The 22,474-nt window shown below is 37.9% G+C and carries 20 protein-coding genes; 5 read left to right on the top strand and 15 right to left on the bottom strand.

Translation table 11 applies throughout. From position 1 onward, the window contains the following. Positions 1-4 precede the first annotated feature (4 nt). The 6 genes from JKA74_RS19925 to JKA74_RS19900 all read right to left on the bottom strand — a co-directional run bounded on the left by JKA74_RS19925 (position 5) and on the right by JKA74_RS19900 (position 7,011). A complete protein-coding gene (locus tag JKA74_RS19925) occupies positions 5-3,349 on the bottom strand; it encodes a golvesin C-terminal-like domain-containing protein (RefSeq protein WP_201433007.1) in 3,345 nt (1,114 codons plus the stop codon). Beyond that, entirely contained in the window at positions 3,346-4,236 is an 891-nt protein-coding gene (locus tag JKA74_RS19920) for an ABC transporter ATP-binding protein (RefSeq protein WP_201433006.1), read from the bottom strand. Before JKA74_RS19920 ends, JKA74_RS19925 begins: the two co-directional genes overlap by 4 nt. A 113-nt stretch (positions 4,237-4,349) precedes the next feature. Then, positions 4,350-5,033, bottom strand: a complete 684-nt coding sequence (locus JKA74_RS19915) for a hypothetical protein (protein ID WP_201433005.1) — start codon at positions 5,031-5,033, stop codon at positions 4,350-4,352. Continuing rightward, positions 5,030-5,395 (bottom strand): GntR family transcriptional regulator, encoded by a 366-nt coding sequence (locus tag JKA74_RS19910; RefSeq protein WP_201433004.1) that lies wholly within the window; start codon positions 5,393-5,395, stop codon positions 5,030-5,032. Before JKA74_RS19910 ends, JKA74_RS19915 begins: the two co-directional genes overlap by 4 nt. A 1-nt stretch (position 5,396) precedes the next feature. Then, positions 5,397-6,191, bottom strand: a complete 795-nt coding sequence (locus JKA74_RS19905) for a hypothetical protein (RefSeq protein ID WP_201433003.1) — start codon at positions 6,189-6,191, stop codon at positions 5,397-5,399. After that, positions 6,181-7,011, bottom strand: coding sequence for an ABC transporter ATP-binding protein (locus JKA74_RS19900; RefSeq protein ID WP_201433002.1), 831 nt, complete (start codon positions 7,009-7,011; stop codon positions 6,181-6,183). Before JKA74_RS19900 ends, JKA74_RS19905 begins: the two co-directional genes overlap by 11 nt. A 513-nt stretch (positions 7,012-7,524) precedes the next feature. Here JKA74_RS19900 and JKA74_RS19895 point away from each other — a divergent pair. Continuing rightward, complete coding sequence (locus tag JKA74_RS19895) at positions 7,525-8,409, top strand: hypothetical protein (RefSeq protein WP_201433001.1); 885 nt, start codon at positions 7,525-7,527, stop codon at positions 8,407-8,409. A 102-nt stretch (positions 8,410-8,511) separates the two neighbouring features. Here JKA74_RS19895 and JKA74_RS19890 read toward each other — a convergent pair whose 3' ends face one another. Then, a complete protein-coding gene (locus JKA74_RS19890) occupies positions 8,512-8,787 on the bottom strand; it encodes a hypothetical protein (protein WP_201433000.1) in 276 nt (91 codons plus the stop codon). Beyond that, on the bottom strand, positions 8,762-9,004 hold the full coding sequence (locus tag JKA74_RS21020) for a DEAD/DEAH box helicase family protein (RefSeq protein WP_201432999.1): 243 nt from the start codon (positions 9,002-9,004) through the stop codon (positions 8,762-8,764). The genes JKA74_RS19890 and JKA74_RS21020 overlap by 26 nt, the downstream gene beginning before the upstream one ends. 299 nt (positions 9,005-9,303) lie before the next feature. Between JKA74_RS21020 and JKA74_RS19880 the strand changes: the two genes are divergently transcribed. The 3 genes from JKA74_RS19880 to JKA74_RS19870 all read left to right on the top strand — a co-directional run bounded on the left by JKA74_RS19880 (position 9,304) and on the right by JKA74_RS19870 (position 11,692). Beyond that, a complete protein-coding gene (locus tag JKA74_RS19880; RefSeq protein WP_201432998.1) occupies positions 9,304-9,918 on the top strand; it encodes a hypothetical protein in 615 nt (204 codons plus the stop codon). Between the two features lie 165 nt (positions 9,919-10,083). Then, positions 10,084-10,476: a GxxExxY protein gene (locus JKA74_RS19875; protein ID WP_201432997.1), complete on the top strand. Its 393-nt coding sequence runs from the start codon at positions 10,084-10,086 to the stop codon at positions 10,474-10,476. A gap of 202 nt (positions 10,477-10,678) precedes the next feature. Next, positions 10,679-11,692 carry a hypothetical protein gene (locus JKA74_RS19870; protein WP_201432996.1) on the top strand — a complete coding sequence of 338 codons (1,014 nt, stop codon included), beginning with the start codon at positions 10,679-10,681 and terminating at the stop codon, positions 11,690-11,692. A gap of 413 nt (positions 11,693-12,105) precedes the next feature. Here the strand turns inward: JKA74_RS19870 and JKA74_RS19865 are convergent, their stop codons facing one another. The 4 genes from JKA74_RS19865 to mnmE all read right to left on the bottom strand — a co-directional run bounded on the left by JKA74_RS19865 (position 12,106) and on the right by mnmE (position 17,539). Next, entirely contained in the window at positions 12,106-14,733 is a 2,628-nt protein-coding gene (locus JKA74_RS19865; protein WP_201432995.1) for an ABC transporter permease, read from the bottom strand. A gap of 2 nt (positions 14,734-14,735) precedes the next feature. Next, complete coding sequence (locus tag JKA74_RS19860) at positions 14,736-15,077, bottom strand: PadR family transcriptional regulator (RefSeq protein ID WP_201432994.1); 342 nt, start codon at positions 15,075-15,077, stop codon at positions 14,736-14,738. 517 nt (positions 15,078-15,594) lie between these two features. Then, complete coding sequence (locus tag JKA74_RS19855) at positions 15,595-15,969, bottom strand: hypothetical protein (protein WP_201432993.1); 375 nt, start codon at positions 15,967-15,969, stop codon at positions 15,595-15,597. A gap of 181 nt (positions 15,970-16,150) precedes the next feature. Next, positions 16,151-17,539: a tRNA uridine-5-carboxymethylaminomethyl(34) synthesis GTPase MnmE gene (mnmE, locus tag JKA74_RS19850; protein WP_201432992.1), complete on the bottom strand. Its 1,389-nt coding sequence runs from the start codon at positions 17,537-17,539 to the stop codon at positions 16,151-16,153. Positions 17,540-17,724: 185 nt separating this feature from the next. On the opposite strand from mnmE, the gene JKA74_RS19845 reads away from it, so the two are divergent. Next, positions 17,725-18,660, top strand: coding sequence for an NADP-dependent oxidoreductase (locus JKA74_RS19845; protein ID WP_201432991.1), 936 nt, complete (start codon positions 17,725-17,727; stop codon positions 18,658-18,660). Between the two features lie 351 nt (positions 18,661-19,011). On the opposite strand, the gene JKA74_RS19840 is transcribed toward JKA74_RS19845, so the two are convergent. From JKA74_RS19840 to JKA74_RS19830, 3 genes are all read right to left on the bottom strand, one after another. Further along, positions 19,012-19,314, bottom strand: a complete 303-nt coding sequence (locus tag JKA74_RS19840; protein WP_201432990.1) for a GIY-YIG nuclease family protein — start codon at positions 19,312-19,314, stop codon at positions 19,012-19,014. A gap of 232 nt (positions 19,315-19,546) precedes the next feature. Beyond that, positions 19,547-20,527 carry a pyruvate dehydrogenase complex E1 component subunit beta gene (locus JKA74_RS19835; RefSeq protein ID WP_201432989.1) on the bottom strand — a complete coding sequence of 327 codons (981 nt, stop codon included), beginning with the start codon at positions 20,525-20,527 and terminating at the stop codon, positions 19,547-19,549. 127 nt (positions 20,528-20,654) lie between these two features. Next, positions 20,655-22,454, bottom strand: a complete 1,800-nt coding sequence (locus JKA74_RS19830) for an OmpA family protein (RefSeq protein ID WP_201432988.1) — start codon at positions 22,452-22,454, stop codon at positions 20,655-20,657. Positions 22,455-22,474 lie beyond the last annotated feature (20 nt).

Genomic DNA, 22,474 nt, shown 5'->3' with positions numbered 1-22,474 from the left:
TTTTTTATTGCTTAACCCATTTTATCGCATCTGCATAGACTGTTCGGAGACCGCATTCGTCTGACAACGAAACACTTCCTCCGTTTTGATTGAAATAATATGATCCCAGGAAATTCCAGCCCGGCTCTGCGTTTGAAATATTGTATGTGATATTATCGGCACCATCCGCATGCTGAATGGTATAGTGATAGTAGAACTGCTTGTTATCGCCATCTTTCCCACGGAATTCATTTTGGTTTTTCCCTTTCATATAGGTGTAAATATCATAAAAGCCCTCTTCTTTAATTTCAGGAGTCCATGTGGCCACTTTTTCACCATTTCCTGAGCGGGTGAAATGAGCTGACCGTATCACTGTCCCATAAAATTCTGATCCGGTAGTGGCCTGCCACGAAGAATAGGGTCGGTCCCAGCTGCCATAATATTTTTGCTCAGTTGTTTTCCGACTGTCGAGGTAAGCTTTTAAATAAGTGGGTTTAATCGGGCTGAAACTGCTGAATTCCGAATCCTCATTATCCACTATGATCTCATACAGATTTGATGCTTTCTCTTCAATAATCACGCGCTCTCCTTCGAACAAGGCGCCTCCTTCACGTTTGGTTAAAGGCCCGATGGCTAGCACGATTTCTGATGGAATATTTTTGGAGATGATAGTGTTTAAAGTAATGTTATTTGGCTTTTCATCCATTACAAAGCCCAGTAACTTGGTCTCTCCCTGCCTGAGTACAAAGTTCCGTGCAGTAGATTCCGCCAGTTCTTTATTTACTTTTTGCAGGAAAACATCATCATCATCCTGATTGGCTATCAGATTACCTCCTGTATTAAATTTCACTTCCAAAACGCCATCATTCTCGCCTGAATTTTTCACTTTTATAAGCAGCTGGTAACGCTTTCTATCGCCATCCAGCACTTCATATTTCTGAATGTCAAGAATCTCATATGCAGCTTGATCACTCTCTGAGTACACCTTTCTGATGATGGGATCTATGTCTAAGCTAAATTCCGAAATCAACGCCTCTCTTAACTCCTCATAGTGAGTAAGCTGGTGTTGATGTGCATTTAACCAGTTATACAGAAAGGTTTTAAAATTATTTTCTCCCACCAGTTGACCTATATAGGAAAAAAGATACTGGCTCTTCAATGATACCGACTTCTGGATTTTATTGAATTCAGCCCCGGAAAGGATTTCCTGTAATGAAGATTCTCTCATCAGATTATTACATTCTTCTGTAAATGAGATCCCATTTTTGTTTCTGGAATAATCAGTTTGAGGTGGCTTTTCATTCTTAAGGTAGGTGGCAATGCTGCGATTCAGCAATGTCCACTCCCGACTGACAATGCCAGCGTTATAATCATAATAATTGGGAAAAAGAGAATAATCAGCTACGTCTTCATGATATCCATCAAAAACATATTCTGCCCCGATTTGCCCGGTAAATATTTTTTTTATCAGATCGTTAAAAACATTGGCTTGCTTTTGCTTGTCTGTAAGCACCTGATTCTGAGCATTGGCCTGCTTATCCATGTAGATCTTCTGTCTTCTTAAGTCAAACTGACTGATGTTGCCTCCTTCCTCGGGCCAATACACAGTCTCAGGCTGCAGATATGCCTGATGGCTTTCATAAACCTTGTTATAGGCCATGAAACTGATCGGAGCCTCTACAAAATTCAATCTTTTGAAAGGATAAGAGAGTTTCTGCGCATCTTCATATTCATTGACAAGATCTGTGATCAGGTAGCTCAGAGTGTCCTGCAACTGATCCAGTTCTTTTAGGAAGTAATCATTTTTAGGATAATGATAAACTGCATAGGTAATGCTGTCCACCAAAATCTCCTTCTTCACATAATCACCGATAGCAAGGGAGATCTGAGGCAGAGGATATTCGGGATTGAACTCATAAGTGTCTCCCTTTATTACCGGATCACCTTGAGAAATAGCCATTTTTCCTTCTGCCGTTTTCACCTTCAGTTGAAAATCAATAAATGATTGTCTTGCCTTTCTGGGTGACTTGCTGCTGTAACCGATTTCGATGTCGGGATACCAAAATACGTCTTTGGTAAGTAGTACATAATCAGGTTGCAAAAAGGCATATTTCTTTTGCATGGAGTGAACAAAGTATTCCCGGGCAGATTCAAATCTTTTCTGATCCACTTCCAAATGGGCAGCTGATTCCTTAATCGACCCATGATATTTTATCAGCACCTTCACCTCCTGATTTGGAGCTAATGTAAAGCCCTGCTCCAAAGAGATTATATGCTGATTCCTTTTAAATTCCAGCGGCTTATTACCAACTAAAACCTCATCTACTATTAAGCCCGGATTTAAGGTAAAGTAAACCTTCTCAAGCGGTTGTTGATTGATATTCCTTACCACCATTTCGGAAGTGGCGCTGATGCTACTGCCCAGCCACTCCAGGTCAATCGCATTCGAAACTATATCTACATTCGGAACATCTGCCCATTTTCCGTTAACAGTGATCATCTCCTGGCGCAATTTGATCGGTTCCTGTCGCATGTCCCAAAGCCTAAGCATTATAAAAGAGGAGATGCCTAAAAATACCACACCAATGACTGCGGTCGAAATAATAGCCACTCTGTGACTGGAAAGACGATCGAGAAAAATTGCAGTAATGAATAAACATGCCACACCTGTAATGAGGTAAAAAGCCCTTTGCCAAAGTGCAAATTCCATGTCGGCAAAGCCCGAGATCTCAGAAATATACATGGGCAGGCGAAAAGCCATAAAATCCAGGATATTGGAGAACTGATCAAAATAGTAGATCAACTGCACTCCGGCAATACCCAGCAATAATACAATGGTAATCGGCTGATTCTTAAGAAGTGTAACCGCCAAAAATGCTACCCCTGTGGTAAATATGATGGTGGGTATACTCGTCAGCAGCGGATAGACGATATATGCCAAAGGGTTAAATGTGGTGTAGGGATTGGTAATATTGATAATCAATGGAATACAAACCAATACCATGTTTAACAGGAAAAAAAGCTTGAAAAGGGCCAGTGCTTTTCCCAATACATAATCCAGGTTGGTAATAGGTCTTACAAAGAATACTTCGTTAGTATCAACTTTCTTATCCTTCTTAATAAGCCCGGTAGCTAAAAAAATCACTGCAGCTACTTGTGGGATACTTATGAGTATCATGCCGGCATAGGGCATCATCCAGCTATTGGAAAGCTGGTCCCAATCAGGCGTATTAACTTCAGAGAATTCTAATATGAACAATAAGGAAAGGAATCCTATGCCCGCCACTGCCAGAATTCTGAAAAACCAGTTTCTCCACAACACTTTTGATTCAAATCGGGATATGGTCAATATGTTTTTAATGGAAATCATACCAGTGAAACGCCTAATTCATTTTCCATAAAATACACATAAGCATGCTCCAGATTCGGATTGGCATTAACAGCCTTAGGGTGAGGTTGATCTGTAGCTATCAGTTGCACTTCCCATTTACCATCCACAGGGATGGTGGAAACCACTGAATGTTTGGTTTTTAAGATATTAAATTCTTCATCATCTAAATTTACCTGCCAAACATGGCCACGTACCTGATCTATCATGCCTTCGGGAGATCCCTTAAAAGCCACCTCGCCTTTATTGAGCATGGCCATATTATGGCAGGTACTACTGATATCGCCTACAATGTGGGTGGAAAGGATGATGGTGACATCCTGCTGGCTTAAGTCGGAAAGGATATTACGGAATCTTATACGTTCTTCGGGATCAAGACCTGTAGTGGGCTCATCTATTACTAACAACTTCGGCTCGCCAATCAGCGCCTGTGCAATGCCAAGCCTTCTTTTCATTCCTCCGGAAAGTTTATTGGCCATTCTGTCGCGCACATCGAGCAATCCTACCTGGTCCAGCAGCTTATCCACTTTGATTAAACGATCCTTTTTCTTCAGATTGGTTGACAGCTGAGCGGCATAATCCAGGAATTCCCAGGTTTTAAGCTTAGAGAAAAAGGTGAAATCCTGAGGAAGGTAGCCTACCAGTTTTCTGATTTTTTGTCTGTGCTCATTAATGTTCAAACCATCCATCAGGATAGTGCCTGCTGTGGCTTGCTGAACAGTAACCAACACCCGCATAAAACTGGATTTTCCTGCTCCATTAGGCCCCAATAAGCCAAACATGCCACTTCCTATCTCCAGATTTACATTTTTGATGGCAGTATGGCCATTGGGATATGTCTTGGTGAGTCCTGTTATTTGTATGTTCATAGCGTTCTGAATTGGGCGTACCTTGGGTGTTGATGCAAATTTTCTATTTGTATCTGTTTGGTTAAAGAAGTTTAAAGAATCGTTTTGTTACAGCCTTTGTAAATATTTATTTTTTAATATAAATCAATCCGACTGCTGTCATCTTTTTTCATTCGGATTTCATCAGTGCTTCCCAGATATAAGAAAGATTCATTTGATATGGAACCTTCCAAAATTTTGATCCCGGCATTACTTACCACTTTAGAATCATCAAGCTGTACATTCAGCAGGTCAAGTTCCATCCCTTCAATATTAAGGCTTCCTTCGTTGGAGGCTTTAATATTGAGTTGATTTACTTTATTATGGTCAAGCATTCTGATCCATCCGGAATTTTGGATAATATTTAGCTCCTGCTGGTCCAATGAATCTATGCGCATACCCGGACTATTTACAGTCATGCCCCTGAAGTAGTTTTTCTTTACATAAAGGGTGATTTTGACGTTTTCATTTTCTTCAAGTGCCGGAGGTGTTATTGTAAGGGTATCACCAACTATTTGGTACTTTACCTTTTGGAGTAAATCTCCTGAGATACTCCGTACTTCCAGTTTCGCTTGGTCTGATCCAATTATATCAATGCGCTGCTCCATTTCAGGTAAAATCAGGTAAGAAAACGATTGGATATCTGCGGTTTCTGCTATACTGTTGGAATTGTCCATGCTGTTCAGATCGCCTTTCAGTCTTATTTCGGTAAAAGCGACTGTCATATAGAGCAGTATCAACCCGAAAAATCCGATGAGTATTTTATTGCTGAGCTTCATGATGCTGAGTTTAGGTTATCTAAATGTTTTTTCAATTCACTGGATGTGATTCCTAACAGATCTGCCTGTTTTAAGACTTCAGGCAGTACTTTATTAAAGAAATCTTCTTTTTTGCTTTTCAGGATAATATGCTGAGCTTCAGGATTTACAAAATATCCGATTCCGCGCTGGTTTTCGATTATATTCATAGCTTGTAGTTCACTGTATGTTCTCATGATAGTATTGGGGTTTACACCCATTTCGGCAGCCAGCTCCCGAACGGAGGGTATCTTCTCTCCGGCAGGAAACTCACCACTCACCACTTTGTCGGTAATAGTGTCTGCAATCTGAAGGAAAATGCTTTTGCCATTTTGGAATTCCATATTATACCTCCTTTTCTTTTAACTTTCGATAAGCAACAAAAAGCATGGTCACATTAGCTATAATAGCCGCAAAGGCAAGAAATCTAAAGATGCCTTTATTATCAGTGGGAATCAGCCACATAGAATCATTTACATTATATCTCCCAACACCGAGTTTCTCTACAGCTATGTAAGTGAAACCCGCATAGGCGATAATGATAATAGCTACTGAAAACAGCGTTTTAACCAGAGGTTGTTTGGAGAACATAGCGCCACCCGTAAAAGGTAATACAAATCCTAATGCAACAAGGGAGACAATAAATGTATAAAACCAAAACATGGCTTCTTTAATCTCGCTGGGCATTTCAAAATCCATGGTCTGCTGAAATCCTACCGGTTGGAATGTTTCAGTGGTGAAAAGACTGAAAAAGTAGCCTTGCAGATGAAAAGTAATCCAAAACAAGATGGGGAGGAGGATTAACATCAGCCCTATACGAATTATCAACTCGAACAAAAACTTTTCGAGAACAGAACCCGGAAGCATGAGGTAGTTAATAGTAGCTTCTTTCGATCTAAATGAGGGAAATGAATATCCAACATATAAGATTCCAAATATGGCCACAAAAGTCAGTAGTAGTTCTCGGAAAATTTCAGCATCATGAGGCACGCGGTCGTTACTCATCTGAACCAATGAAAGGATAATGAAGATTACCCCGATATAGGCCACTGCAGAAAATAGTAGCATTTTATTGCTGTGGATGAAATGCTGCCTGCAAAGTAGGAGGAAGCGCTTTCCGTTAAAAATATTACTGGACATAAGCTTTCATTTTTTCTGTGCCATGAGAGATGGCATTAAACAATAATTCGATGTCAACATTAGAGTTGCCATTGGTTTGCGGGGTGATTACCCGATAACCCCCTGGCACCATTTCGCTGTACAATACATTTTCACCTTCTGCTGAGGAAGCTGTGCTGAAATTCAATTGTGACGATATATCAAAAAGATCTTTCTGCATAATGAATCTGCCGTTTTCCAGCATCAGCACCCTGTCAATCAGGTTTTCCACATCCCTTACCTGGTGTGTGGAGATAATGACCAGCTGATCTTCGTCCAGGGAGCCCGCCAGCACTTTTCTGAAAATTCCTTTTGAGGGAATATCCAACCCATTAGTAGGTTCATCCAATACCAGCAGCCTGCATTTGGTGGATAGCGCAAAAGAGATTAGGAACTTCTTTTTCTGTCCGTAAGAAAGCTTTTGCAAACTTTTTGTCTCCGGTAGCTCAAAGTCGCTAATCAGTCGCTTCAACAAATCTTGATCAAATCGCGGGTAAAATCCTGCATTGGCCTTTACATATTTAGCCATGGAAATGCCGGGAATGTAAAACTCTTCAGGCAAAAAATAAATATCCTGAAGCAGAGAAGGCTCACGCTTTGCCGGCTGATGCCCCATAATGCTCACCTGCCCCTCAGTGGGGAAGAGCAAGCCAATCATTAGCTTGAGCAGTGTGGTTTTTCCGGCACCATTCTTACCAAGGAGTCCGGCAATGCTCCCCGCCTGCAACTCACAATCCAGTTGATGGAATAATGGCTGCTGTTTTTTGGTGTAACTGAATCCTAAATTTTTTATGCTGATCATATCAACTGATTTACTGTACTACTTAACTAATACAGTACAATAGTAAAAGATACATTTCATATTTCCAAATAAATAGGATGAAAGGGTGAAATTATTTTTTGAAATGGGGGGAGTGAAAGCATTTCAGCATTTTACGGATTTACTGATAGACATTGAGTAGGGCACAAAATAAGCTGATTGACATTCTACTCCATGAATAGTCTTGTACTATGATTAAAATGATTAGAGGAATATTATGATTTAAAGGGCTGTTAAACTCAAATTTATAAATTATGGTGATAATATAGGGGATGCCGACAGTCCTGTTTTAACAGTGACGGGGTGGTATCGGAGGTTAAGGTTTATTGATGCAATAGGTTTATTAGTGGGGCATCAAAAGGCCCTTATATACTATTTACTGAGAAAAGCATCCGATACAAAGTAAGCTGCAGCATATCCAACTTAAAGAATTTGTATTTATCAATAAATTATCACTATTTCCACTATCAATGTCAATCACATAAAACCAGTACTATGAAGTTAATTATTACGGTGACCTTCCTTCTTTCTCTTGTAATTGGTCATAGCGTATTCAGCCAGGATAAAGAAAATGAAGAAGTCATTCAATCCGTACGGGACAGGTATTATCGAATTAACGGAGGAGATGTAGACCTGGAAACTTTTACAGTTGATAAGTACAAGGTTTCTGCTGAAAATGGTAAAGTTGCTATTATTAAAGAAGAAGTGGAAGACGGACGATTTGAGTATTATTTTGATGCTGATAAAAACGTTCCTTACTTCATCTTTTTTGCTTCAAAAAATGATAAGGTAAAGCCTGATTTGAGAGCTTATCTCGATAGTAGAGGAGAATTTGTTTGGTACAAAGAGAATGAACAGGAAATTGAACTGGAAAATTATCGTGGCCCCTACCACTTAATTCTAGGGGCAGTAAATGCTTACAACACAATTATGTATCATAGAGAGTTCAATGACCCGAAGGCCGATAGCATTCTTGATTATGTCGAAAAAGTGCATGATATGGTTTTGGTAAAAAACACTGTTGATTACCAATCCGATCCTAACGAAGGGAATTATTCTGAGTGGGATATAGCGTATCATAAGTTTAGAGGCAGAACGGTATTGACACAAAAGGGACAAGGTGGAGAACACGGAAGTTCACAGGAGATAGCCTATTTTAGGGAGGGAGAAAAGATCTTAACAATAGTAGAAAGTTCTTCTTGGATTGGGTTTCAGGATAATGTAAGCGTTACTCTCGAATATTTTGATGGTGATGCTGTTTACAGAAAGGAAATTTATAGAAGTTATGGTGAAAATGTTTCTAAATCAAAGGATAAAAAAGAATTTGACCTTAGCTGGTTTGATAGAGGTAGAATGGTTCCGGAAATCACTGTTTATTAAAAGGCTATTGTATAATTCAATATATGAAGTTAATTGCAGTTACATCATAACCATATGTTGAAGGAGGTTTTTGAGGGGTGATATCTATTTCAGAAATAATTTTCAATAAGCAATAACCAAATCAAATACGTTTAATAGTGTTTTATAATCTTCTGTTTTTACTGATCTTTTAATTTTGCCAATGTGGATTATCTTATTGCTATTGGATTTTAGCCTTAATATTTCTTCTTGAACATTCGGATGATTAGGTTTACTAAATGAGATTAATAATTCTACAAACAATTCATAATAGTCTTCATTTTCCCAAATATTGTCTTTACCTGATTTTTTGTAATCGAGATGAAGTAGATTTTTAGCCAGCTGATCGAAAAACATCATCAATAGATTTACGCAACTGGGAAGCTAGTACGCTTCTTTTAGTTAATAATAGAACTCTTTTATTAAAAGAATTTTTTCGACAGTATTCGAATATTAAATTAGCCAGTGTTCGATTTGATCCAGACCCATTAACCATAACTGCATTGAGCCTTAATCTTTTTTCAATCAGTGGTAAAAGAGTTTCTATAGCTTTTTGTTGATGGTTTAATAAATTCACGTTTATGTACTTTTAAAATGTGAGAGCCTGAAGTTAAGAGTTATTCTCAAACTACTAATAAAATTTATGAAATGAGTGACTTTAGTTCTTTTGATTCAAATTACGAAAAGCATGTATGGCCAAATGTTGGCGAAAATTGTATATTTTTAGCGCGGTTGACTCCATTATAAAGCTTTTTATTTTGAAATTAAGATTTAATGTAGAGGAAGAATTATTTTGTTTATGCTTAGAATACAGCAGCAACACAACCCCTTTCTCTAAAAACTGCAAGATGTTTTAGCTTAATTTAATAAACTAACATGACCTATCTATCAAAATCAAATAACAGTTTCAAATCCAGATTAAGGATCTTTCTTTTTGATAAAATCATCAACGGTCAGGCAGTAGATTCTTTCCTGCTGGAAGAGTTTTTGCAATATGACCTTTCGGGTAAACAAAGCTTAATCAATAAATTCACTGCTGAGTTCTATCATACTAAAAGGAAGCAAAATCTGTCAGGCACGGATATGCAGATTGATGACATTTATTTATCTATGAAAGAGGCGGAAAGAGATTTAAAACAAATGTTGCCAAATTGGAGAAAAGAGTATTTTCACAAAGTGTTTAGAAATCAGTTGCAACCAGACAAATTTAAAGAGCTTCAGGAGGCCGATACTTGTTATTATTGTGAGATAACCCTAAATGAAATTTTAGAGTTGGTCCACAATAAAAAGATTTATAAAAAGAACGAGAGAGGCTGGAGAATGGAAATTGATCGTAAAGAACCTAACCAGGAATACTCTAATGAAAATTGTGTACCAGCCTGCTACTGGTGCAATAATGCCAAAACAGATGAATTTGATGCTGAAGAGTTCAAACCTATTGGTAAAGCAATAGGAGAGCTTTTAAGGGAGAGATTGAAGAAACTACCTTAGAAAATGTTAGCCTGTTGCCTAGGCCAATATGGTACAAAATAAGCTGATGACATTCTACTCCATGAATAGTCTTCAACTATGATTGAAATGATTAGAGGAATACTATGATTTTTGACCATCCTAGTCCATCATCCAATCAAAAAAATCATAGCTGGAGACAAAGAGATGAAGACAACAATCAATGAGCGATACGAGCATTCTGAATTGACAGGTAAAATCATTGGCTGCGCTATGGAAGTTCACCGCCAAATGGGCAATGGATTTCAAGAAGTAGTGTATCAGCGTGCCTTATCAATAGAATTGAATTTACAAAAACTCGATCATGTTCGGGAGCTGGAAATGCCCTTGAAATATAAAGGTGAGCATGTAGGGACTAGAAGAGTAGATTTTTTTGTGGAGGATAAAATTTTGCTGGAAATAAAGGCTGTGAAAGAATTAGAAGATGTCCATTTGGCACAAGCCATTAATTATTTAGAAGCTTATGGCCTTGAAATTGGATTGTTAATCAATTTTGGTAATACTTCCTTACAATTTAAGCGAGTAATGAAACCGGGATAATTTATCGGGAACTGCATCAGGAAGTTTCGAAAATGCCCCTTTTAAAACATTATCTTATTAAAATGCATTGTAGGAGGTCTGATTTGTTAAAGTATTGGACTGGAAATTCAAAGTTAGGCATAATAAATCACACATGATGTAGTAGTATTTTGTTGTTCTATTTATATATTTAGCGATTAATTAAATTAATAAATGAAAAAATATGAATTTTGATAGAGTTATTTTGATCCTTGCTTGTACTTCATTAATGTCTTACCAGTTATTTTCACAAGAAATAAATATAGGTATTAAATCCATAGATATACCAGAATACCCTAGAGGCGATTATGTTCCATTTAGTAACTGCCCGAGAAGCCAGGTTACTAAGCTTCAGTTTAGGGTTGAAAACCGAGGTGATAATTTTAATAAAGCTGGTAAACCGCAATTTGGATCTGTTCAAATAAAAAGATTATCAGATGGAGAGGTTTTACTTAAGGAGGAAGCAGTCTATGATTTTAGAGGCTTCACACCAGGCTGGATGAATTTCAGGTTTGCACCTATTGATTTATCACAGCCCGGTTTGTACGAAATAACTGTTGAGTCATATCTTATAGATTTAGAAACGTATAAAAAAGACAGGTCATTGAAACCCATAGATTCGGACATGTCTGATAATAAAGTGACTTACCTTAACAGAGTATTTGATCCGGAAACATTAGAGAAAGATAAAACTTACACTTTTAATTTTGATGATATTGAAACAAAAAAAGATTTGGCCCAACAAGGCTGGAATTATAGTTATTTGCCGGATTCACTGCGAATTTCTGATAAAGGAATAAATGGCTCTAATGCTATTGAAATGAATTTTACCAGAGAAAAGAATAAGAGAAAATTATTCACGCCTCCGGTGGTAGTAACGAAAGGAGCCGAAATAGATCTGCAATTTAAACTGGTAGATGCCAAATCAGGTAAAAATGTAACAGAAGAGTTGATTTCGTCAGAAGGTTTTAAAGTGCTAATATCTTTTCAGGATATTTGTTCTACAGGCTTAAAAGTAACTTCAACTTACAGTATTCCAAGTGCTCGTTCCACAGAAGATGGTTATTTTAAATTCCCTTTTATACTTAAATACAATGGAGCAGGAAATTTCAGGGGACAAATAGAATTCTCCAACCTATCCGAATACCAGGATCTTTTATTGGTAATTGATAATGTAGAGATAATACCAAGGAGTTAGGATGATGATTATTTTGTTTTTACTTAGAATCATTTAAGCTACCAATGTAATAGGAGCGGTTTTGTTTGCTTTGTCGGATATTGTAATTTGGTTGCCTTATACTTTAATATAAAACTGTCTAAACCGCAAAAGCTTCTTATTATGAGAAGCTTTTGCGGTCCGGACCCGAAAATTAAAAACTTGAGATTTTCCTGAGAACTCGAGCGAGCATTCACTCTACTAAATTTAGATTGGGGGAATATAAAGGGTTTGGTTTATTTTAGTAAGCCCATCTGTAAACATTCAATTGTTAAATTTAAAGTATAAGAACTGGTCCAATCGTCACATAAAACGATCAGACCAACAGACATATAAGTTTTATTGTGGCAATAAATGCAGCAATAAGTTACGTATTCTTTTCATTCTCTTCCGCTCTACTCCACCTTCAAGCCCTCTACAGGATTTGACACCAGTACTTTTCTGATTTGTGTTGAAATAGTAAGCAAAAAAACCAGCACAAGAATAGCCACCGAAATAACGATGATTTCATAGGTGATCGGCACGTGATAACGATAGGAGAGACTGAAGATTAACTTCATCAGATAAAGACTAATCGGAGCGCCTATAACAATTGCTAGTGAAAACAAAATGATGTATTGTCGGGAGACATTGATGGCAATGTTTTTTACTCCCGCTCCTAAAGTTTTGCGGATACTAAATTCCTTTACCCGTCCGGCAACATTTAATGTAACCAGCCCATATAAGCCCAGGCATGCCAGTAGAATGGCTATAGCCGCAAAAACCTGCCATACCTCAGCATGAATAGCTATTTGTTCATAATAATTGCCCCAAACAGCTTCCTGATACCCGCCATCAAAGGGTATTTCCGGATATAGCTGAATCCATGTAGCCTGTATAGCTTTATAAGTCTCCCTTTCTGAGCCGGGAACTACCCTTAATGACAGGTATATATAGTCTTTTTTATCGGCCAGTTTAAAAATGCCCGGCTTAATTATTTCTGAAAAGCTATAGCTGTGAAAATCATTCACCACACCTATAATTTCATATTCCAGGGTATCAATTTTGTATAATTCACCCAGCGGATCTTTAAGGCCCAGGCTGCTGACAAAAGTTTCATTAACCACTATTTTATTCTTGTCGCTCTCATAATCTTCCTTGAAAACCCGCCCTTCAGAAAGATCTATTCCCATCGTCTGAAAATAATTGGCATCCACAGATAATTGATCCACCTCAAATTGGCGATCGGGTTTCTTTAAAATTGATGTTGCATGGCTCTTGCCAATATGGTGTTCTGAGCCTGAAATTGATAATATGGAAGGATCCTGCCCCAGTACTGCTTTCATTTTCTCGAAGCCGGCATAATCAGGAACAGTTAGAAAAAGCGCTTGCCTGTTATCATATCCCCAGCTCCGCTTTGACAAATAGTTGGTGTTCAATGAGAAAGTTACTGCAGCAGTGATAAAAATACATGCTAACACCAGCTGAAAACCCAGCAAAAGTTTCGTTAACGGATTTTTTTGTCCAAACCTGAGCGAACCCTTTAAAATGCCTGTTACTTTAAATGACGAAATATAAAAAGCGGGATAGCTACCTGATATCAGGGCGGTGAATAACAGAATGGCAGAAAGGTATATCCAAAGAGTGGGATCAGTAAAGCTGAACCCCATGCTAAAGCCCCAGAGGCCTTCAAACCATGGAATAAAAAGGAAAAACCCAATTAAAACGCCAAGTAGTAAGGCAAAGGAAGTTACCACAATATTTTCCGTCAGGAATTGTATGATAATCACTTTCCTGGAAGCGCCAATTGTTTTTCTTACCCCAATTTCCTTCAGCCTTTTAGTAGAAGAGACTATGGCTATATTGATATAATTCATGCATGCCAGAATTAGCATAAATGCTACAACGAATGATAAGAAATAAATCGATTTTAAATTATCAGCAGAGTTTCTTGCAATGCCATCTCTTATATCTCCTGATCTTTTATGTAAGGTGGCCAGCGGCTCAAATCCAAAAGAAGAAATGGCCCAATCTTTATCGACAGCTTTATTTTGAATGAGCTTATATTTTTCCATTCCTTGCTCTAAGCTTGTTATGTCAGCAGGCTCAGCAAGCTGTATGAAGGTAGCATTGACAAACTGATTCCAGTCATGGAAATCATATTCAGGAGCGGATATGCGCAAATTCTCAAAATTGATGAGAAAATTAAAATCAATAGTATGTGCAACAGGGAATTTTTGAGCGACTCCTGCCACTTTAAAAGCTTTGCTTCTTGTTTCGTCAAACTTCAGAAGAATATCACGACCTACAGGATTTTCCTCGCCAAAGTATTTGACGGACATTTTCTCGCTGAGAATGATGCTGTTCATATCTTTCAATGAGGCGGCTGTTCCCCATTTCAATGGAAAAGTAAACATCTCCAGGAATTCAGGATCAGTAAATCTTACCCCTTCATGAAATACATTATCCTCATGCTTTACCACTACATTCCGGTCCTCTATGCGGCAGACTTTTTCGATATTTGAAAAATCATTCTTAAGCATCTCAGCCAGAGGTCGTGGTGTTTTTGCAAACTGCTGGGAGCTACCATCCCGATCTGCAAAGAAGGTGACAAGCTGTACTTTTTCCTTATTCTCATGAAACTGGTCTGTCTTATGTACCCACTGGATATAAGCATACACAAAAATGGCAAGGCCTATGGCAACAGATAAACCAAAAATATTGATGAAGGAGTTTAAAGGATTTCTCATCAAACTTCTGATAGAAACCTTCGAATAGTTTTTAAACATAGCAGTATGTATTAAGGAGCTGATGGTGGTTTTACTTTTAATATTTGAAAATTCTTCATCAGCCATTGGGCTAATTTCTCCAAATTCTGCCACTGCCATCTCAAAGGCTTGCTGTTCAGAGTGTCCTTCGGCCAGGAGGTCATCCATATGGTCTCTGAGGTGCAGCTCCATTTCCCGAATAGCACCATGATCAAAAGCGCGATACTTCCTGAATGACCGGAGCCATAGTGTTAATGCTTTTTCGAGATCGAACATAATTAATAATTAGTATCAGGTTTTAGATTCCACAGTTTTTCAAGCACGGTATTTACCTGCAACCACTGCTCTTTTTCTTCCAGAAGTGCCTGTTTACCTGCTTCAGTAATTTCGTAATATTTTCTTGGCCTTGTATCCTCGCTCATGGTCCAGTTGGATTGAATCAGTCCGTCCTTCTCAAGCCTGTGGAGCACCGGGTAAAGCATCCCATCGGAATATTCCATTTTCCCACCCGACATCTTTTTTATTTTCTTAATGATCAGGTATCCATAGCTATTTCCCTGCTTAAGTATTCCCAGGATAATGGCTTTTGTTGAAGCTGCTGTTAAGTTTTTTGAGATCATATAGTTGATTTAATTCGCTTTCTATATACATAGAATTACAAAGTATATTGAAAGATATAATATTAGTTTATGAAAAGCAATAGAAATATTTAGGGGGAGTAAATAATTCTTTTATAAGAAGATTCTTAAGCAGGGTAAAAGTAAAATGAAAGAACATAAATAAGGTTTTTCTTCACGAAGGGTATAGTTTAAATCTTTGACATGGATTTCATGTCCAGCTTATTATAACCAGATGATGGAACACTCAAAATTATATAGTGAACATTTCTAAATGGTACTTTTCCGATCCAAAAATAGTGTTAAGAATATGAATGGTAAAATAAGTACTGAAATGAAGTATCAGGACAGTCATTTATGTATTGACCGAATTCAGCAGGCTGTAACAGCTTGAAGATTTTATAAAAGGAGAGAAAGCGTATGACCGCATTGGAAATAGCAAATGCCTGTGAAAATGTGTTAACGGATCAAAATATGATAAAAAAAAGCAGAAACTGTTCATTTCTGCTTTTGAGTTTACTTAGTTATCATATGGAGTGGAAGGCCCTGTAATTGGACCACCATTTCCTCCCCCGCCACCGCCACCACTTCCTCCACCACCAGGAGGATTTGGGTTATAATATGCTTGCCATCCGTAATAAAGTCCTACATATTTTCCGGAAAAATAGGGGTAGTTTTGTTGTTCATTAGGAAATCGCTGTGGGTAGGTACTGTATGAATTGGAAAATTGTTGGTACAAAGAGTAATTTCCTTGTAAAGCTAAATTTTTCCCTTCATTAAAACCATCATCATAACCATCCTGCCAGGTTGGGGCACTTGAAATTTGGGCAACTACTTGATTAGAGTAGAATAATCCAAGTCCGAATAGTAACATAATTAAAATAGATTTTTTCATGCTTTTATAAGATTAGGTTAAACATATATCTATACTAATGTAAGCAATAGTTTTTTTAATATAAAGCAATCTTAAAGTTTCTTAATTTAATAGAGGCTATTTTTAGTCAAAGGAAGGTTAAAGAAGGCGGTGCTTTGATTAGCCCATTTTAAATAAAGGGAGGTTATTCTGGTTTTTGAAATTACTTTCCGATACAGAACTTACTAAATATATTCGACAGCAAATCATCAGTGGTGATTTCACCCGTAATCTCACCTAAGTAATGCAATGCCTGACGGATGTCCAGGGCAAGGAAATCCCCGGTTATGTCACTCTCCAATCCAGTCATTACTGCTGTTAAAGCATTTTGTGTTTGGATAAGATTATCGTAATGGCGGATGTTGGTGACCACTGTGTCACCGGTTTTGAATTTATCCAAATTGACTGTCTCCACCAGCTTAGTTTTCAGGGCCTCCAGGTTTTCCTTATTGATGGCTGAGATAAAGAGCACATCATTGCCTTCTTTCAATTTTTCATATAGTTCAGGCTGCGCTTCATCTACTTTATTGCCTACTTTAATAAAAGGCACACCCAGATTTTCCAGCATATTGATGTCACGGTGAATCTCCACAATAGAATCATTCTTCATGTCGAACAAATAGATGATCAATGAAGCCTGCTTCATTTTCTCCCTTGTACGGGACACACCAATGGCTTCCACTTTATCCTCTGTCTCTCGCAGCCCGGCTGTATCAATAAATCGGAATACCACGCCTTCCAGGTTAATTTCATCTTCAATAAAATCCCTGGTGGTACCTGCTATGTCAGAAACAATAGCTTTTTCCTCATTCAATAAAGCATTTAGCAGGGTGGACTTTCCCGCATTGGGTTTTCCGGCTATTACAGTGGGTACACCGTTTTTAATGACATTGCCTAAATCAAAGCTGTTGGCCAGTATTTTTATGACAGACAATAATTTTTCCACCAGGTTTTTCAAATCCTGTCTGTCGGCAAATTCCACATCTTCTTCACCGAAATCCAATTCCAGCTCTATCATGGAAGCAAAATGAATCAACTCCTGGCGCAGTTGTTTAATCTGCTCTGAAAAGCCACCACGCATCTGGTTAAGGGCTGCCGTATGTGCTGCTTCTGTATCTGCATTAATCAGGTCGGCCACTGCTTCAGCTTGTGCCAAATCAAACTTGCCATTTAGGAAGGCTCGCTGCGTAAATTCACCCGGCTTGGCCAAACGCACGCCTTTCCGCAAAAACAATTTAATGATTTGCTGCACGATAAAGGGTGAGCCGTGGCAGGAAATTTCCACTACATTCTCTTTGGTGAAGGATTTGGGCGCAATGAATAAGGTGACTAATACTTCATCAATGATTTTTGCTATGCCATCTGCCCGTTCATTGTCCCGTATAGTGCCGAAATGTGCCGTATGGCTTTCCTGCTCTGTCAGGCTTTTGCCATGGAATACATCATTTACTATTTCAATAGCTTCAGGGCCTGAAAGTCTGATGACAGCAATGGCACCTACTCCGGGAGCGGTGGATAAAGCAATAATGGTATCTTGATTGGGTATTTGCATGGCGCAAATTTCAGTATTTCAGATTGATTATAAAATTATTTTAGAAGAATAGCTTTAAAACTTTAACACTCATGCTATTTACCCAATAAGCAGCCACCTCTCACTTAACAATTTACATTTCTATAAACAGTTCTATTTCCAGTTCGTTAGCTGATAAGTAAATAGAAACCATAAAATTTTAGGTGATGAAAGCAGCAATTTTAGAAGAGTTTAATCAGAAATTAAAAATAAAAGACATTGATAAGCCAGAAGTGGGTGAAGGTATGGTGTTGGTAAAAATCAAAGCCAGTGGTATTAATCCAGTGGACCAAAAGTTGTCTTTGGGCTATATGAAAGACAGACTTCCTTATGAATTTCCTATTGTATTAGGCTGGGACATGGCCGGTGAAGTAGAAGAGTGCGGACATGGAGCCTCACGCTTCAGAAAAGGAGAGGAAGTATATGCTTATGCCCGAAGGCCTAAATTGCAAGAAGGTACCTTTGCTGAATATATAGCGATCCCAGAAAGCTATTTGGCTAAAAAGCCTATCAATATCAGCTTTGAAGAGGCCAGCGCCATTCCATTGGCAGGATTAACCGCCTACCAGTCGTTATTTGATGCAGGTAATTTAAAAACCGATGAAACCGTTTTAATACTAGGTGCATCCGGTGGCGTTGGTACTTTTGCAGTACAACTGGCCAAATACCACGGTAGTAAAGTAATAGCGGTTGCCAGTGAGAAAAACCATGCTTACTTGAAAGAATTGGGAGCAGATCATTGCATCGATTATAAAAAAGGCAATGTAGCTGAGGAAGTGAAGAAAATTGAAAAAGAAGGAGTGCCTTTGGTTTTTGATGCAGTAGGAGGGGAAACCACGAAAACAGGAGCTGAGTGTCTGCATAAAGGTGGCAGATTGGTATCCATCACCAGCCAGGGGGAAGGCTTGCCGGAAGGTACAGATTTCCGTTTTGTATTTGTAGCACCTAATGCGCGTGAGTTAGAGCATATTCGTGAAATGGTAGAGGCAGGTTCTTTAAAAGTGCCTATTCAGAAGCAATATTCTCTCGAAGAGATTAATGAGGCATTTGAGCAAATTGACACTGGCCATACCAGAGGTAAAATAGTGGTTTCAATGAATTAGAATAATCACCGCCCTGTATATAGGGCGGTTTTTTTCGGTTGTTGGTGAAAAACGTCAACAAGGAGGAAACTCAGTTAGCATAACCAGAGATATTTGCTATCACTGCGTCATCCCCACGCAGGTGGGGATCTGGTGATTGAAACGTAGTTTCAATATCATTTAAGTAATTTACGGATATGCCAAATCCTGATAATATTGGAATATATAGCTGGATTTAAGTTAAAGTGATAAAAACTACATATTTAAACCTGTGGTTTAAATCAAAAGATTCCCTTCTGCAAGGGAATGACGTTCTAATGTTACTGATTTTGCTGATTTGAATAATATCAAGTATAAGTTGTTAAAAGGAAATTATTTCATTTCCACTACTTCGTCATATAAATCCTTTAAAAGCGGATTCATTTCTCTTATCAATCTGATCTTCCATGTTCTGTTCCATTTTTTTAGCATTTTCTCACGTTGAATAGCCTCTTCAATAGATTCGAAAAATTCATAATAAAGGGTATCAGTGCAATTATATTTTTTAGTGAAATCGCAGCCTTCTCCATGTTTGTGCTGATAACTTCTTTCTGCTAAATTAGATGTAACACCAATATAAATAGTGCTCCTATTTATATTACTCACTATATATACATATCCTCCTTTTGCCCTCATAGTAGTTTAAATATAACTTATTTCAACAGAAGATTAAAGAATCTTTGCTAAGCCGTCCCCACCATCCCCACGCAGGTGGGGATCTTATGATTGAAACGGAGTTTCAATATCATTGAAATGAAGTAATTTACGGATATGCCAAATCCTGCTAACTCAGCCCATAAACAAAAATGTCCTGTTCCGGTTTAAATGGAGCAGGACATTTTTCAAAAGAATGAAAGTATTGGCTAAATTAATCCAGGTACATCACACTTCTCAATGCTTTGATCGTACGTTCTGTATTAGGTAATACAGCTTCCAAAAGGGTAGGAGCATAAGATACAGGCACATCAAAGTTGTTTACTCTTAATACAGGCGCATCAAGGTAATCAAATATGTTTTTCTGAATATTGAATGCCAAATCTGTAGCAATGGAGGATAAAGGCCATGCCTCTTCCACTATCACACAACGATTGGTTTTCTTTACTGATTGGTACAAAGCAGGATAGTCAATTGGCCTTACAGTACGTAAATCAATTACTTCTATAGAATGGCCCTCTTTTTCCATTTCTTCGGCAGCAGCCAATGCCACCTTCATCATTTTACCAAATGAAACTACAGTAGCATCTGTTCCTTCTTTCACTACTTTGGCTTTACCGATTGGCTCCAGGTATTCTGATTCAGGCACTTCGCCTTTATCACCATACATCAACTCCGACTCCATGAAAATTACAGGATCATTATCCCTGATAGCTGATTTTAATAAACCTTTAGCATCATAAGGATTGGAGGGTACCACTACTTTTAAACCCGGAGTGTTGGCATACCAGTTCTCAAAGTTCTGAGAGTGTTGTGAAGCTAACTGGCCCGCATTTCCAGTAGGACCTCTGAAAACCATAGGTATATTAAACTGTCCACCGGACATGTTCAGCATTTTTGCGGCAGAGTTAATTACCTGATCTATAGCTACCAACGAAAAGTTGAAAGTCATGAATTCTATGATAGGTCTGATGCCATTCATGGCAGCACCAACACCTATGCCGGCAAATCCCAACTCAGCAATAGGGGTGTCCAATACTCTGTCGGCACCAAATTCATCCAACATGCTTTGTGATACTTTGTAGGCACCATTATATTCTGCTACTTCTTCGCCCATCAAGAAAACATTCTTATCTCTGCGCATCTCTTCCGACATGGCTTCTCTTAAGGCTTCTCTGAATTGAATTTCTCTCATCTATTTACAAATTTTACAGCGTAAAAATAGTTATTCAAACACCAATTACCAACTCATTTTGGAATCCAAATAAATAAAAAAAGCGCTTCTTGTGGGAAGCGCTTTTCAATAGAGTATTATTTAATTATTATTTTAAAGCATTTCTGAATTCTTCGTTTGCCTGATAGTTAACAAACTCAAGATCTGTTAAAGCTTTAGCTTTTAAATCAGCATCAGCTTGACCTGCTTTTTGTAAATGCTCATAAACAGCAGCATCTTTTCCTTGTCTTGCACTCGCAACAGCAGCTAAATAATGAGATTTAGCATGGATACCTTTACCTGAAGTTTTACCTGCAACTTCTTCAAAAGAACTTACCGCATTTGGATAGTCCCCACTTAAAAGCTGAGCCAAACCTTTGTTGAAAGTGTTTTCTTCAGAATCAGTAGCGTTGTTTAATGAAGTAGCCGCTTTTTCATAGTCTCCTAATCTAACTTCTATTCCACCTTTTACGCCCATTAAACCTCTTTCATTTTCTGAGCTTAATTGCATTTCATTAGCTTTTGTAGCAGCATCATATGCTTTCTCATAATTTCCCTGCATAGTATAAGCAGTAGCTAAATTTGCATAAGCAGCAGCATTTTCTTCTTTTTTGTTAGAAATTTCTAAATGAGTGATGGCTTGTTCTACTAAACTATTCATTTCAGAACCTTCAGCATCCATTGCCATTTCTAAGTGTACTGCTCCATAATTGTTGTGAGCAACCGGGCTGTCATCATTCTTTTTAGTAGCAGCTTTGTAAATAGCAGCTTTTTCATCCAAAGAAGGAGTCAGGCTGGCAGCATAAAGCAATTCTTCCATTGATAAAGTATCAGCAGAAACTTCATCCTGAGCAACTTGTTTTGATAAAACAGATATTTCAGCATCTGATTTTTTATCCTTAACAGTTAAAACTTCAGTTTTAGCCGCTCTTAATTCAGGATAGATATCTTTAAATACTTTTTTATAAGAAGATAATTTCTGTAATCTATCTTCTTTTTCTTCAAAATCACCAGCACCATTGATAATAGCTAACCACTCATCTTTTTGAGATTGGTCAATACCGTCATATTCAGCTAATTGTGATTTAAGACCTGACCAGTCTTCAACTACAGGCTTCAAAATAAATTCGATAGAATCTGACATGCCTTTGTAGTCATATCTCTTCATTTGTCTTCTGTAATAGTTTTCAATGGCTTTTGCTCTTTCTTCAGAAAGGTTAGCATTGATTCTTTCAGGACCTTCAGGAGAGTGAGTACCGGTAATAGTTACAGTACGAGTCACGTTTTTGTCTGCAATAAAAGCATTCAATCTTTGACCTCTGTCACTTCTCAATTCAGAAGTTTTCAATACAGATCTACCTTGGTCAAAGTAGAAATTAACATTTGTTGGAACCAACTCTTCTTTATTGTTATACCCGTGGTCTGCATAAGATGCATAATAAGAAGGGCTTACCATTTGAGAAGTTGTGATTATACCAGTGGCATATTCTTTCTTTTCTGTTGATTTTGATTTATTGTTCTTTTCAATAGTGGCAGTTCCTTGCATCAATAATTGACCATTTGTGCTCATATCCTCTTCATAAACAAAAGAATATTTCTGACTGGCTTTAACCGGCTCAGTATCACTATTTGGGTAGTCTGCTTTTTTAAAGTCTACCGGCTCTAATGTAGTAATTTCTTTATCGCCATATACATAAGTTGGTTTTACTGAATAAACAATACCTTCTTTTAACATTTTGGCTGGCAACTGGAAGTCCACTGTAAAAGCTACCTCTTCACCATGTAATTCCAATGGGTTAGGCGTAACATCTACTGCTTGTTCTTCGGCAGCTTTCATCATGTTGTTGAGTGCACAGCCCGAAAAGGTTAATGATCCTAAAAGGATAACTGCATAGAATAAATTTTTCATGTGATTCATTATTTGATTAA

This window comes from Marivirga aurantiaca, from assembly GCF_016679925.1.
GTDB lineage: Bacteria > Bacteroidota > Bacteroidia > Cytophagales > Cyclobacteriaceae > Marivirga > Marivirga aurantiaca.
The sequence above is the reverse complement of the archived record's forward strand: the minus strand, read 5'-3'. Positions and strand labels throughout refer to the sequence as shown.

Bases quoted from the DNA above. Each gene is read 5' to 3' on its own strand.
- JKA74_RS19910 (WP_201433004.1), bottom strand. From the start codon at position 5,395: ATGGAATTCCAAAATGGCAAAAGCATTTTCCTTCAGATTGCAGACACT.
- JKA74_RS19925 (WP_201433007.1), bottom strand. From the start codon at position 3,349: ATGATTTCCATTAAAAACATATTGACCATATCCCGATTTGAATCAAAA.
- JKA74_RS19845 (WP_201432991.1), top strand. From the start codon at position 17,725: ATGAAAGCAGCAATTTTAGAAGAGTTTAATCAGAAATTAAAAATAAAA.
- mnmE (WP_201432992.1), bottom strand. From the start codon at position 17,539: ATGCAAATACCCAATCAAGATACCATTATTGCTTTATCCACCGCTCCC.
- JKA74_RS19915 (WP_201433005.1), bottom strand. From the start codon at position 5,033: ATGAAGCTCAGCAATAAAATACTCATCGGATTTTTCGGGTTGATACTG.
- JKA74_RS19860 (WP_201432994.1), bottom strand. From the start codon at position 15,077: ATGATCTCAAAAAACTTAACAGCAGCTTCAACAAAAGCCATTATCCTG.
- JKA74_RS19895 (WP_201433001.1), top strand. From the start codon at position 7,525: ATGAAGTTAATTATTACGGTGACCTTCCTTCTTTCTCTTGTAATTGGT.
- JKA74_RS19855 (WP_201432993.1), bottom strand. From the start codon at position 15,969: ATGAAAAAATCTATTTTAATTATGTTACTATTCGGACTTGGATTATTC.
- JKA74_RS19900 (WP_201433002.1), bottom strand. From the start codon at position 7,011: ATGATCAGCATAAAAAATTTAGGATTCAGTTACACCAAAAAACAGCAG.
- JKA74_RS19875 (WP_201432997.1), top strand. From the start codon at position 10,084: ATGAAGACAACAATCAATGAGCGATACGAGCATTCTGAATTGACAGGT.
- JKA74_RS19835 (WP_201432989.1), bottom strand. From the start codon at position 20,527: ATGAGAGAAATTCAATTCAGAGAAGCCTTAAGAGAAGCCATGTCGGAA.
- JKA74_RS19870 (WP_201432996.1), top strand. From the start codon at position 10,679: ATGAATTTTGATAGAGTTATTTTGATCCTTGCTTGTACTTCATTAATG.
- JKA74_RS19920 (WP_201433006.1), bottom strand. From the start codon at position 4,236: ATGAACATACAAATAACAGGACTCACCAAGACATATCCCAATGGCCAT.
- JKA74_RS19865 (WP_201432995.1), bottom strand. From the start codon at position 14,733: ATGTTCGATCTCGAAAAAGCATTAACACTATGGCTCCGGTCATTCAGG.
- JKA74_RS19890 (WP_201433000.1), bottom strand. From the start codon at position 8,787: ATGATGTTTTTCGATCAGCTGGCTAAAAATCTACTTCATCTCGATTAC.
- JKA74_RS19830 (WP_201432988.1), bottom strand. From the start codon at position 22,454: ATGAAAAATTTATTCTATGCAGTTATCCTTTTAGGATCATTAACCTTT.
- JKA74_RS19840 (WP_201432990.1), bottom strand. From the start codon at position 19,314: ATGAGGGCAAAAGGAGGATATGTATATATAGTGAGTAATATAAATAGG.
- JKA74_RS19905 (WP_201433003.1), bottom strand. From the start codon at position 6,191: ATGTCCAGTAATATTTTTAACGGAAAGCGCTTCCTCCTACTTTGCAGG.
- JKA74_RS19880 (WP_201432998.1), top strand. From the start codon at position 9,304: ATGACCTATCTATCAAAATCAAATAACAGTTTCAAATCCAGATTAAGG.